The 12,763-nt window shown below is 56.6% G+C and carries 12 protein-coding genes and 1 tRNA gene; 5 read left to right on the top strand and 8 right to left on the bottom strand.

Annotated elements, in window-relative coordinates:
• Positions 1–97 precede the first annotated feature (97 nt).
• A tRNA-Ser gene (locus HY30_RS17320) sits at positions 98–187 on the top strand.
• 350 nt (positions 188–537) lie between these two features.
• On the opposite strand, the gene HY30_RS17315 is transcribed toward HY30_RS17320, so the two are convergent.
• The 5 genes from HY30_RS17315 to HY30_RS17290 all read right to left on the bottom strand — a co-directional run bounded on the left by HY30_RS17315 (position 538) and on the right by HY30_RS17290 (position 4,488).
• Complete coding sequence (locus HY30_RS17315) at positions 538–2,187, bottom strand: recombinase family protein (protein ID WP_034743777.1); 1,650 nt, start codon at positions 2,185–2,187, stop codon at positions 538–540.
• Complete coding sequence (locus HY30_RS17310) at positions 2,184–2,588, bottom strand: DUF2924 domain-containing protein (RefSeq protein WP_034743774.1); 405 nt, start codon at positions 2,586–2,588, stop codon at positions 2,184–2,186. Before HY30_RS17310 ends, HY30_RS17315 begins: the two co-directional genes overlap by 4 nt.
• Complete coding sequence (locus HY30_RS17305) at positions 2,585–2,881, bottom strand: DUF3489 domain-containing protein (RefSeq protein WP_155839404.1); 297 nt, start codon at positions 2,879–2,881, stop codon at positions 2,585–2,587. The genes HY30_RS17310 and HY30_RS17305 overlap by 4 nt, the downstream gene beginning before the upstream one ends.
• Before the next feature lie 86 nt (positions 2,882–2,967).
• Entirely contained in the window at positions 2,968–3,186 is a 219-nt protein-coding gene (locus HY30_RS17300) for a hypothetical protein (protein WP_034743768.1), read from the bottom strand.
• A 720-nt stretch (positions 3,187–3,906) separates the two neighbouring features.
• Complete coding sequence (locus HY30_RS17290; RefSeq protein WP_034743762.1) at positions 3,907–4,488, bottom strand: SbcC/MukB-like Walker B domain-containing protein; 582 nt, start codon at positions 4,486–4,488, stop codon at positions 3,907–3,909.
• Positions 4,489–4,647: 159 nt separating this feature from the next.
• Between HY30_RS17290 and HY30_RS17280 the strand changes: the two genes are divergently transcribed.
• The 4 genes from HY30_RS17280 (at position 4,648) to HY30_RS17265 (ending at position 8,626) form a co-directional block, all read left to right on the top strand.
• Positions 4,648–5,786 (top strand): IS3 family transposase gene (locus HY30_RS17280; RefSeq protein ID WP_241765771.1). Its coding sequence is split into 2 segments (ribosomal slippage): positions 4,648–4,906 and positions 4,906–5,786, totalling 1,140 coding nucleotides; the frame shifts between segments, so codons are not numbered across the junction.
• A gap of 63 nt (positions 5,787–5,849) precedes the next feature.
• Positions 5,850–6,386 carry a TonB-dependent receptor domain-containing protein gene (locus tag HY30_RS17275; protein WP_034743753.1) on the top strand — a complete coding sequence of 179 codons (537 nt, stop codon included), beginning with the start codon at positions 5,850–5,852 and terminating at the stop codon, positions 6,384–6,386.
• Between the two features lie 224 nt (positions 6,387–6,610).
• Positions 6,611–7,474 (top strand): alpha/beta hydrolase, encoded by an 864-nt coding sequence (locus HY30_RS17270; protein ID WP_206741500.1) that lies wholly within the window; start codon positions 6,611–6,613, stop codon positions 7,472–7,474.
• 39 nt (positions 7,475–7,513) lie between these two features.
• Positions 7,514–8,626 carry a pectinesterase family protein gene (locus tag HY30_RS17265; RefSeq protein WP_034743747.1) on the top strand — a complete coding sequence of 371 codons (1,113 nt, stop codon included), beginning with the start codon at positions 7,514–7,516 and terminating at the stop codon, positions 8,624–8,626.
• Positions 8,627–8,681: 55 nt separating this feature from the next.
• On the opposite strand, the gene HY30_RS17260 is transcribed toward HY30_RS17265, so the two are convergent.
• The 3 genes from HY30_RS17260 to HY30_RS17250 all read right to left on the bottom strand — a co-directional run bounded on the left by HY30_RS17260 (position 8,682) and on the right by HY30_RS17250 (position 12,456).
• Positions 8,682–11,174: a serine/threonine-protein kinase gene (locus tag HY30_RS17260; RefSeq protein WP_155839402.1), complete on the bottom strand. Its 2,493-nt coding sequence runs from the start codon at positions 11,172–11,174 to the stop codon at positions 8,682–8,684.
• A gap of 182 nt (positions 11,175–11,356) precedes the next feature.
• Positions 11,357–11,920, bottom strand: a complete 564-nt coding sequence (locus HY30_RS17255) for an ECF-type sigma factor (RefSeq protein ID WP_034743740.1) — start codon at positions 11,918–11,920, stop codon at positions 11,357–11,359.
• A gap of 95 nt (positions 11,921–12,015) precedes the next feature.
• Positions 12,016–12,456, bottom strand: coding sequence for a hypothetical protein (locus HY30_RS17250; protein WP_155839401.1), 441 nt, complete (start codon positions 12,454–12,456; stop codon positions 12,016–12,018).
• Positions 12,457–12,763 lie beyond the last annotated feature (307 nt).

The following is a 12,763-nucleotide window of genomic DNA, read 5'->3' as shown; positions in this document are numbered from 1 at the left end:
AAACCGGACCTGCTGTCAAATGTGATCTTCAGACGATTTCAGGGAGTTGAAATCCTCTCGAAGCCAGTATAGGTCAGCACGCTTCCCACCAAGGCGCGGAGAGGTGCTAGAGTGGTTGAATAGGCTAGTCTCGAAAACTAGTGAGCTCGCAAGGGTTCCCAGGGTTCGAATCCCTGTCTCTCCGCCAGCCAGACCGCAGATCAGAGAAAACTACACCCACCTGCGCGCAAAGCCCCACACACCGCGGGCTTTGGCGCCAAGGCTTCGTTTCCGTTTCCGGAACAGGGTGGATTTCGCGCCCGAAATCTGCCGCCGTCTCCAATCGCCAAATGCAACAGTACCCTCAGGTCGGATTTCCCTGATATCCCGCGATTTACAGGGAAACTCGGCAAAATAACAGGGAAACGCCCCGCAGCGCGCCTAGAAACACACGTAAAATCAGTGGGTTTCGGGACAATTCCCTACTTCAGGAACAGGGAATTTTCCGAAGTCGAACAGGGAAATGATTTCGGAGAACAGGGAACGGCACTGCGGGTATCAGGGAGCCGGCTCAAACCCCAGCGCGGTCCATTGCTCATCCCAGTCCAGGGGAATGTCAGACGTCACGAGGTGCGTTAGCGTGAGTCCCTCAGGCTGCTTACCTTCCAGGATGGCTCCGACAATTGCGGGTGAAAGGAACGCCAGCTGGATGCGCTGCCGGACCATCAGCGTCTTCCACCCATGACGTGCAGCAATGTCCTTCATGAGGACGCCGGATTTAATTTCCTCCAGCCAGGAATGCGCGAGGGCAATCATCCGGATCAGTTTCGGATCCGGCGCCGTATGGATCATCCCAAACACCAGCCTCGACTCCTTCCCGCGCCGCCTGATGCTAAACGGCGATTCAAGCCGAAGCCGGGTACTGTCAATTTCTTCTTCCGGGACCCCAAGCCAATCAGCGATCGCATTTGGAGACAGCGCAATGTTCAGCCGCCCGGCAGAGACATCAACCCGATTGACAAAATCCGTAGCCATGTTCCGCGATAACTTACCGAGACTGTTCTTCAGGCTTTCGAGCAATGACGGCGTAGGGCAGCTAAGGACCCGAGACACATCACTGTCGATGTACCGGAAGACCGTCTCACGCACGGCATCTTCCAGCTGCTTTGCCGGCAGCCTCCAGCCGGAAGCATCGGTCGGTGATCCCGCCAGCAACCGACCCGAGACATAATAACGGTATCGGCGGCTGCCTTTCTGGGAGTGGGTCGGCGTCAGGAAGTCGCCCGTCTCGTCAAATATCCGGCCGGTCAGCAACGCGCCCGACCTGGATCGGGTGCGGAACTTCCCCGGCGACTTCCGGTCGAGTTGTTTCTGAACACGATCCCAGAGATCCTGATCCACGATCGCTTCATGCAGTCCCTGATGGGATTCCTGCTTGTGGCGGATGCGGCCAATATAGACCGGGTTCCGGAGTATGAAGTTGATCTGTCCGCGGCTGAGAGGCTTCGCACCCGTCACCTTTCCGTCGTTGAAGGTCCGGCGCTTGGACCTGTAGCCGCGAGCGATGACGTCCTGCTCTACCTGACGCAGGCAACCATGCTGATCATAAAAAAGGAATACATCCCGGACGATCTCTGCCTCCGCCTCGTTGATCACAAGCGTCTGCATTTTCGGATCCGGATGTCGGTCATATCCGAGTGGGAGCAGACCACCCATCCAATAGCCTTTCTTCTTTGAGGCCGTGATCTTGTCCCGGATGCGTTCGGCGGTGACCTCTCGTTCGAACTGGGCGAACGACAGCAGCACATTGAGGGTGAGCCGCCCCATACTAGTCGACGTGTTGAACGATTGGGTGACCGAGACGAAGGAGCAGTCCGCGGCATCGAACCGGTCGACCAGTCTGGCAAAGTCCGCCAGCGACCGGGTGAGCCGGTCGATCTTATAAACAACGACCAGGTCGACCTTACCGTCGGCGATGTCCTTCAGAAGTCGTTGAAGCGCTGGGCGATCGAGATTGCCGCCAGATAGTCCGCCGTCATCATAATGTGCGGGGATCAGTTTCCAACCTTCATGCCGCTGGCTGGAGATGTAGCTCTCGCAGGCCTCACGTTGCGCATCGAGTGAGTTGAAGGCCTGATCGAGGCCCTCATCGCTCGACTTGCGGGTATAGATGGCGCAGCGGATGGTTCGGCGGTCGAGCTTTGTCATGCCGCCCCCTTCAGTCCAAAGAAGCGCGGGCCGGACCACTTGGCGCCGGTGATCTCCTTCGCGATGGCAGAGAGCGAGCGGTAGGTCTTGCCGCGGTAGGAGAAGCCATTTTCGATCCGATCGACAACGTGTGAGACGCCGTTCCATTCACGGACGAGTCGGGCATCGGATTTAAGATGGAAGGCAGGACTGATTGCTCCTTCCTTATCGGCAATCGACTGAAGCCGCTTCCTGAGACGATGGCCCAGGGCGCCGCGTTCAGCGGCCTGGGTTTCGAAGGCGACGATCCGGCGGAGAAGGGGCGTGCTCAGTCCCTTCGGCGGTAGTGCTTCAAGTAGCCGCTCGTACCGATCGACTAGGTCGGCGCGCGAGAGAGCCTGAACCTCGGCCGCGGGCATCATTTCTTCGCTCCGACGATACGGTAGCGGGATTGGCGCGAGCCTTCTGAGGGATCGAGCTTTTCCACCCCGACCCCGGCCTGCTTCAGGCGGGTGAGGGCGGCCCGCGTTGTGTGCGTCTGCCAGCTTAGTTTTGTGGAGAGTGCTTCGACGGTCATGCCATCTGGCTTGGTGAGAAGGCTTTTGAGTTGATCGGCTTTCGAAGCCTTGGCTTTGGTTCTCTGAACGGCGCGGGTGGATTTGCGGTTTGTCATCGGAATTCCTTTCAGGTCTGAGGAAGCGATCAGCGCTTCCACGACCCGAAGGCCCGGTGACCTGGCGGGCGTTCGCGGTGTCGTCCGCGACACTCACACCAATGCTCGGAATTGGTCTGCAGTCCAGTCTATTCGCTCTGTAAACGGATATACTTCAGCATGGCGGTCTCGGCTTTGTCGCAGTGAGATCTTGCCTTGTCGAGAAGGCCGCCGAGAGATTGGATCTCCCGGAGGCGGTCCTCAGGTTCAAGAACAGGGTGCTGCGCTCGGATTGCCTGCTCATTAGCATCCTCAGTCAGTTCCAGGGCCTTCACGATCCTGCGGCGGATTTGGTCGATTACGTCCATGTCGGACACCTGCGCTCAGGTCGGCATAGAAGTCCACGTTGCTGTCTTTCGATTCGACCGGAAAATCCGCGAAAGCGGACATTAGAATTCGCTCAGAAAGCATTTGCAGATGAGCAAGTCGGGCGAAGTACTGAGAGCAGGTATTCGTGATGCCTGCTGGCAGGAACTATCCGGTGCTTATCTCTACCACTTTGTTTCGTACGACTTTGCTACATTCTTATTGATGTAGGAGTTCAGGCCATCGCCCTGGTCTGCCAACGTCTTCATACGATCAACGTGGAAAGGCCCGGCGCTAGCGTATGTGTATTTGTAGTGCCTTTGTGCACCACGCTCGAACTCGACCGTTATCCAGTCTTCGCCGTACTGATAGCTTAGTATTCCTGAGTCACCGTCGATGTCTCTGTATCTCGGCATAGTCGTACTCCTTATCGAACAAATCTAGCGTCAAATCATCCTCACCCCGGCCTGTGGTTTCACCAACATGCATGCACGGATGCTTGATCGTTGAAAGCCCCGACTGTCCTTCGAAGTGCGCCCAACCACCATTTGGCATGTGGACGCTGATGATCTCCGCTCCGCATTTGGGGCAAGGGTGACGATAGCTACGTTTCCTCTCACTGGTACCACGCTCCTGCAGAACCCAGCATTCTCGAACATATACCACCCTACCGCAGCTCAAGCGGCGAGTATGAAAACGCCTTCTGGAAAGTCGAGCTGCCATCAGATCGTGCTCCTCTCTTCAACCGTGCTGCCCAAAAGTCCTTTGCGGACATAGAACCCGTTCGGAATAGCTTCTTGGACCAGAGGGACGTGCGAAATCAGGCCGACGGCGCGGGATTGTTTGACGAGGCTGTTCAGGACGTTAAGGACCTGATCAAGGGTGCCTGAACCGTTCTCGGTGTCGAGGCTTCCGAATCCCTCATCGATGAAAATGGTATCGAGACGGACTTTGCCGCTTGCAGATTCGACAACATCAGCGAGACCCAGTGCAAGGGCGAGCGCCGCGATGAAAGTCTCGCCGCCGGACAGCGTGTCGGTTCCTCTCGACTTGCCCGTGTGCACATCAAAGACCTGGATGCCGAGGCCGCGGCTGCCACGACCGCCTTCGATGTCGCGCTCCAACTGATATCGGGAGGAGGTCATTGGGCCGAGCCGGAGATTGGCGGCTTCAAGCACGCGATCGAACATGGCCCCGATCGCATAGGTTTCGAGCTTGAGGTTCAGCGGATTATCGCCATTCACGAGAGCAGCGATCTTGCGAAGAGGGCCGGATTCAGCTTCCGCTTTATCCAGTTTTTGCATCGTCTCTTCGAGACTCTTCCTGAGTTTCTCCAGCTGATCGACGCGGTTGTTGGCGGCGATCCGCTCTTCCGTCGAATCGGTCAGAGCTGCCGCTGGTCTGCCCCCGAAAAAGTGGTCCGGTATTTGAGTTAGTCCCGGCTCCGATTATGGAGTTGAGACATGGGCAAGAGAGCCAAGCCTGAAGAGATCATTGCGAAGCTGCGGGAGGTGGAGGTTCGCCTGGCCCGGGGTGAGACAGCTGCTTCGGCGGCGCGGGCCGTTGGTGTGACGGAACAGACCTACTACCGCTGGCGCAAAGAGTATGGCGGCCTGCAGGTCGACCAAGCCAAGCGCATGAAAGATATGGAGAAGGAGAACGCCCGGCTTCGGCGCGCAGTCTCCGATCTGACGCTGGACAACCAGATCCTTCAGGAAGTCGTGCGGGGAAAGTTCTAAGCCCTTCGCGTCGTCGTGCTGCAGTCGATCACGTGGTGGAAGGGCTTGGCATCTCCGAACGCCGGGCCTGCCGTGTGATCGGCCAGCATCGATCGACCCAGCGCAAACCACATACCCGGCGAAACGACGAGGATGCCCTGACATCGGCGATCACCCGACTGGCCGAACGGTTCGGCCGATATGGGTACCGCCGGATCACAGCTTTGCTCAGGGATGACGGCTGGCATGTGAACGAGAAGCGGGTTTACCGCATCTGGCGACGAGAGGGGCTGAAAGTGCCGATGAAACAACCAAAACGCGGCCGTCTCTGGCTGAATGACGGCTCTTGCGTGCGGCTGAGACCGGCACACAAAAGCCATGTCTGGTCCTATGACTTCGTGCAGGATCGCACCCATGATGGTCGCGTGTTCCGTATGCTGTGTGTCATCGATGAGTTTACCCGGGAGTGCCTCGCCATCCGAGTTGAGAGGAAGCTTAACTCACGGGATGTCCTCGACACGCTGGGAGAGCTGTTCGTCCGCCACGGTGCACCTGAACACATACGGTCCGACAATGGTCCCGAGTTTATCGCGACAGCCTTGCGAGACTGGCTCGACCGGATCGGCGTGAAGACGCTTTACATTGAACCGGGATCACCCTGGGAGAACGGCTATTGCGAGAGCTTCAACAGCAAGCTGCGCGACGAGTTGCTGGCGAGGGAAATCTTCTTCGATCTGCGCGAGGCGAAGATCCTGATCGAGGTCTGGCGGCGCCACTACAATACCGCAAGGCCGCACTCATCCCTCGGCTACAAGCCACCCGCCCCAAAAGCCATCTTGCCCGCAGCGTTCATGCCGCCTTACTATGGGGAGGTGGCAGCATGAACGCTGCTACCTTGAAACCGCCGGGCTAACAAATCTGGTGGACCACTGCTGAGGGGCAGGCCAATGTATGCCGACCCGCAATATGATCCTTCTTATAATGCTGACCCCGCGCTCGTTCCGTACACGTTCACGATCCCGGTCAACAGTGATGAAGGCAATAGCGTTCAGGGTTTCGAGCTGACGTATAACCAGCCGTTCACCTTCCTGCCGGGCTGGATGTCGAACCTAGGCATTGCATCGAACTATACCCATGTTTCGGCCGACGATTCCACGGGGCTCTCACCAAACTCTTATAACGTCACGCTCTATTACGATCAGGACAAGTTCGGGGGAAGGGTGTCACTCAATAAGCGCGATGACTATCTGCTAAGCGCGCCGGGTGGCAATGGGCACGTCGAAGAGAGGAAGTATGGGCCAACGCATGTAGATCTCGCGGCTTTCTATAACCTGACGGATCATATCTCGCTGAGCCTCGAAGGCATCAACATTTCGGATGAAGTCGAGCGCATCTATGGAACAGGTTATGGCGATCAGGACCTTACGCGTGAATACTCTCACACTGGCGCACAATGGTTCTTTGGCGTGCGTTACAAATACTAGCCAGCTAGTATAGTGCGCAGTTCTGGCGTGCTGCGAGACCGTCGCTGAAGACTGGTTGATTTCATCGGATAGTTTTCAGTGGCGATCTCGCGGTGCGACAGCGAAGGCAAGTACAGATTGGAAATCGAATGAGACCGCCTGTCCTTGGGATATTGACCTCGTTGCTTCTGTGCTCCGCGTGCGCGCATGAAGACGCCACAATACCTGTAGATGACAGTTATACAGTGTCCCAGCGGTACTATGCCTACTATGAGGAGTACCCGGATCTGCGCTGGCCGACCGTCCAGTTTACGGCAGGTCAGGAAGTCGCTTTCGATAGGCGCTACAAGTTGGTCGGTGACCGTGAATTACATTTGGATGTGTTCATCCCGTCAGCAGAAATTGCAAAGAGTCGTGGAATAGTGCTGGTCCACGGCGGCGCTTGGCGTTCGGGTAATAAATCTCATTTCTACACATTGGCGAACCTGCTCAGCCAGCGTGGCTACACCGTTTTTCTACCTGAATATCGCCTGGCTCCAGAAGCCAAATATCCGGCGGGTCTGGTCGACATCAATGACGCCATTCTATGGGTGAAGGCGCACGCTAGTGAATTCGAGATAGACCCGAGCCAGATTGTTTTAGGCGGGGGGTCTTCAGGCGGTCAAATGGCGGCGCTCATTGCGTACGGATCCGACAATGACACATTCAAGTCGAATCCGGATGACGACACGCATGTCAGTGCTCTGATTGATCTCGACGGTGTGCTTGACTTCATGACGCCGCTTGCGCTCCAGCACGAGAATGCTGCTGGTAGCAATTCACCTGCCGCGCTTTGGCTCGGAGGCGAAATGGAGAAGGCGACGGATCACTGGAAAGCGGCGAGTGCGGCGAGCTATGTTAGCGCCCATTCGCCTGCCACATTGATCATCAGCAGCGGGCAGGCACGCTTTACGGCCGGTAAGGAAGAAGTGCTGCCCGCACTTGAGGGCTATGGAATTCGCGCGAAGTATTTTGAGTTCAGCAATGTGCCCCATACGTTCTGGCTATTTGATCCTTACGTGAACGAGGTCGCAGACTTGGTGGATACTTTCCTCACGGATGCCGAATGAACCCGGTGGGTGAATGAACAATAAATTGGAGTTTGGCGAATGAGATGGCTGCAAAGCATGGTTCTGGCTGTTTTTGCGTCAGGGTGCGCATCAGTTCAAATTTCGCCTGACGAGAAATATCTCGTACGGGCCTCCTGCGGGGAACTTGCAAACTGCTATTCAGGCATCCAGGATGCGCTGGATGCGGCTAAGCGCGACAATCCTTCTGACTGGGTGGAGATCGAGGTCGCTGCGGGTGCCTATTATGAGAAAGTCACTATAGATCGCGCAAAAACGCTTCTTCGCGGACAGGGTGCTGAAGAAACACGACTGCATTTTGATGCTGTAGCAGAAACAGCTGGAAAATATCACCGCGCAAATTGGGGGACGCCCGGCTCTGCGACTTTGACAGTCAATGCAGACCAGGTGACCGTAGAGGGCATTACTGTCGAAAACACATTTGACTATCTCGCGAACGATGCTTTGCCATCAGAAGACGCCCGCAAGGTTTCAAACTCTCAAGGCGTTGCGCTGCTGCTGGATATTCATAGCGACCGCGTATTCTTCAACCATACTGCCCTCATAGGGTATCAGGATACGGTTTTTGCCAACGGGAAACGGGCGCTCGTTCGCAACAGTTTCATTTCAGGCAACGTGGACTTCATCTTTGGCAACGGCCAGCTGCTTATCGAGGACAGCACGATAGAATCGAGACGCCGTTCCGATCCCTCCATCACAGAAGACTTCCAGTCCTTTATCGCGGCGCCCTCCACCCAATTGTCTGACCCGGTAGGCATTGTATTCTATCGTTCGCGCCTGACACGCGAAGAGGGCGTGCCGGATGGATCTGTCGCCCTTGCGCGCCCATGGCATCCCACCACACGATTCCCCGATGGCCGGTACGCAGACCCGAATGCGGTTGGCCAGGCTTCCTTCATTGATTGCTATATGGACGCTCATATCCATAAGGAACATTGGACAAGCATGAACGGTACCGCACGTGACGGCTCCAAGACTGACGTATTTCAGCCTCAGGATTCTCGCTTTGAAGAGTCTGGATCCTACGGGCCGGGAGCTGAGCATGCGGACATTGGTATCAGTTGGAAGAATCCTCTGACGATTTCTGAAATCCACCGAATTATGTTCGAAGGCTGGCCTGCATCGGAACGATAGAGCAGCGCATGGATCTGTATCTCTCGCACAGCCGTAGAGGGAGGACCGCTAAGATTTATTGGGCAGCAGGCAGTTCAAGTTCGCGCCCGGCCGCCTTGCAGGCTTCGACGTAGGCAGCAGGCGCTCCCGTCTGACTGGCCAGCGCTGCGAGAGATGGCTCCAAATAGGAACGTGCGCCTTTCCTGTCGCCAAGACCCAGTCGCGCCATGCCTATACGGCAACGGGCAACTTCCGTGGCATAGTGGCCTGCTGGAAGGGTCTTTGACAGAATATCATATGCTCGCCGGGCATTTCGCTCGGCCTCGCCATAGGTCTTCATATCAAGCAATATTGCTGAACGCGTAAGCGCCGGAAAGGCCCGCCGCGGATTCCCTTCAGCCAAACGGACATCAAATATTGCTTCTGCCCGTGCAAGCGAAACGAGAGCATCTTCTACGCGCCCTGCTTGAGATTGCGTCACGGCGAGGTTTTGAAGCAATTCCCCTGCATCAAGCGAATCTGCACCTTCTGTACGTATGCGTGATGCGAGATTCATCTCAAACAAGGTGATCGCCTCATCCGATCTTCCCGCACCGAGGAGGGCGAGCGCCAGGTTGTTTTGGTGAGACAGCGTTGAGGAATTGTCTGGACCGAAGGCCGCACTTGAGATTGCGAGTGCTCTACGGTGGGTCGCGATAGATTCCTCTGATCTCCCCATATCATTGAGTATGCGTCCCATATCTGAAAGCGGAAGGGCAAGTCGCGGGTGATCGGCGCCATAGATACTTTCGGTTAAAGCGATTGCCTGGCTGATCTGGGCTTCAGCTTCACTCAGTTCACCGAGCTCACCGAGCGCGCGGCCAAGACCTGAGCGCACTTCGATCTCCGCTTCGACTGAACCTGTGGCAAGGGCTCGGGGAAGCGCTTCCTCAAACAAGGCCCGAAGTGAAATCCAGTCGCTGCCTTTCGACCAGGCTGCGCTCAGGAATGTATCGAGCGCTTCCTCATCGGAGATGGGAGCAGATCGCGCTATGGTCAGCGCTTCTTTGATCAAGGTCTCGCCCTCTTCGCGGTTACCTAGATCGATATCCAGGGCCCCGCGATACGCAAGTGCGGCGGCATAAGTCGTAGAAGTTCGGTCTCCCGAAGATGCCAGAAGGGCGACAGCTTCGCTCGCCAGCGCGTTCGCTTCGTCAGTTTCATCTGATCTTTCCTTGGCGCGGGCAACCCAACCGATCAGCTCTGCCTGAAGGGCCGGGTCATCGGGCAAGCGTTCGCGCACATCCCTGACCGTCGGCTCGAGAAGACTGACGGATGTTGCCACACTGGAGCTAATTCCATCCTGCTCAAGGGGGTCGAGCCGACGGAAGATATCGAGCAGAACGCCTTTGCCTCTGTCGGCCCTGTCTGCGGCGGCAATGGCGACAGTCCGTTGGTGCTCCACTTCTTTTGTATATATGGAGAGTGTTATTCCCCAGCCCGCGAGGCCGGCGAGCAGCACCGCTGACAGAGCCGATAGTATCTTGTTGCGCCGTATGAGTCGCAAGCTTGCTTCCAGCCGGGTGTCAGGCTTCGCTTCAGGCGCTCTTCCGTCAATAACGCGTCGCAGATCATTTGCGAAACTCGCAGCGGAGGAATACCTGACCGTTGCGACATCTGCGGTTGCTCTGGCGATGACCGCCTTGACGTCTGCGGATTGTGAAAAGGGTTCGCAGAGTTCTGCCAGGACACGTCCAAGCTGGTAAATATCGCTGGCGGTAGACGTCGCCTCCAGCCTCAATTGCTCCGGCGAAGCGTATTCAGGCGTCATCGCATGTATGCCGCCCGGATCATTTACCCCATCCGCGAGACTGGAAACACCAAAGTCCAGTAGGCGTGCGTGCCCATCGCGCGAGACGATAATATTGTCGGGCTTGATGTCACGGTGCACGACCAGCTTACTGTGCGCAGATTGGGCGGCGTCAGCCACGTCTGCTACCAATGACATGCGTGCAAAGAGGCCAAGACCCGCCGTATCGCAATAGGACGTGATGGATTGCCCGAGCGCCATGTCCATCACTAGCCAAGGCGCGCCCGTCGCGGTCTCGCCGCCATCAAGAATACGCACGATGCCGGGATGATCCAGTGTAGACAGTATCTGTCGCTCTCTCAAGAAATGCCGAATGATGTCGGCACTCTGCATGCCGCCGCGAATGACCTTCAGGGCGACCGTTTGCTCATAGCGACCATCGGCGCGCTTGGCTTCGTACACGACTGACAAGCCACCGGATCCTATACGTCTAACAACGCGCCAATGCCCGTAACGCGCGCCGATCCTCGGGTCTCCAGACGGGTCATCCATACCCGCCGCGATGTCGGACAGAACCATGTCGCGGAGGGACGTGAGTTCATCAAAACTTGTCTGACTCTCTCGTTCTCGCCTCAGTAGTCTTGTTGCCAAGCGCAGCATATCGGGAGCGTCCGATAGTTCGTTTTGCAGCCATGCTTCACGAGTACTCTCAGGCAGCTCAAGTGCCGCCGTGAATGCCGCGTCCACACGGCTCCAATCTGAAAACGCGTCGATTTTCAAGGCGTGCCTTTCTGGTCAATACCGAGTGTCCCGCCGTCCTTCGCCGATTACAAGTTGTCGGACCGTGAAAAGTGGTCCGCGTCCGTCCGTCCCACAAGGAAGTACGCAGCGGACTCGCAACATCCGCCAAAAAAATACATATGCTTGTCCAAACACTCATGGGCGACCGGATATCTCTGTGCTCAGGTCTTTGGGCCCAGATATTCTGCCAGATAAGTGCGCGCCCTCGCCCAGTCGCGCTCGACAGTCCGAACGGATCGACCAAGCACCCGAGCTGTTTCATCGACTGTAAGGCCAGCAAAGAAGCGGCATTCGACAATGCGCTCAAGGTCTGGTGCTTTTTCAGCCAGAGCCGCCAGAGCTGTATCGATATCGACAAGCTGCGTCTCAGGGGAATGATCCGGAATCTGGTGGTCGTCTATGTTGACGTGCGCTGCGCCCGCCCCGCGCTTTTCGGCAAGTTTTCGGCGCGCATGATCGACCAAAACCTGCCGCATGGCCCGCGAGGCGGTTGCGAAATAATGGTCCTGGTCGGCAAAGCGACGGTCACTGTCGTTGGATAGTTTCAACCATGCTTCATGCACGATCATGGTCGTGTTCAATGTTGCGCTTGGGCGCTGGCGGTTCATCTGCCGGGAGGCAATGCGGCGCAAAACATCGTACGTCTCTGCCAGCAATTCCTCGGAGAGGCTGAGTTCATGCCCATTTCCGTCTTCAGAAGCCTGCTTATCGGGTGTGCGTGCCAATTCGAGATCCCCGCAAAAAGGCTCTGAGCGCAGTGAGAACCTTTCTACGAGTAGGCAAGAACTTACCCCAATGCAACTACGGGAAGGTGTAGTCGCTATTCCGGTTCGGGCTCCATGAGAAGGGATATCGTAAACGTGGTGGTGCCTTCGCCATACATGTCCATGATCAGGACGCTGGCATCGTCGAGTCCCGGAGCACCAAAACGGATAAGCGTGGCGTTGCCCTTTTCCACTTCGAGAATATCAAAGCCTTTTTTTGCCAGCATGCCTGTGTAGAACTCGACGACGCTTTCGACAGGCAAGTCCGTTTCGCCCGTCACGTTATAATTCCGGGTTTCATATTCCGGCGGCTGTCCGCCGGATGCCGCGATCAGGCGTGTTCCGGTCGGGAACATGATTGTCTCAGGATACCCCTCGGGCAGATAGATCGAGCCCGTCTCATCCGATGCCGTTTCGGCACTGCCTGTGTCTTCAGTCGGCGCCTCGGCCATCGCGCAGCCAATTGGCGCGCTTACCAGAAAACCCAATGCTACCATTCTGGTCACCCAGGAACGAGCGCAATGTATCTGCTTCATGGTTCTGTCCTCATTCGCAAGCCGGTCTTTGGCCTGTCCAATTCAACGCAAGACGGCGTTCAATCCCGCCAGACTTTCTGGATGTGCGGACTGAAACCGTCGTCGCTTGGAGCCGAACGAGATATATCGCCCGCCGTGAATCGTAGGCGAACCAACAGCAAGCGCAATTTCTTGCCGGGCTGGATACGGCGTACCTCGCCCCCATTACCTGCTGGAATTCTGATCATCATTGCATCGCATGACACTTGAGTGGGCACAAACACACAAC

It is taken from the genome of Hyphomonas chukchiensis (genome assembly GCF_000682695.1).
Taxonomy (GTDB): Bacteria; Pseudomonadota; Alphaproteobacteria; order Caulobacterales; family Hyphomonadaceae; genus Hyphomonas; species Hyphomonas chukchiensis.
This window is presented reverse-complemented; position numbering and strand designations above follow the sequence as displayed.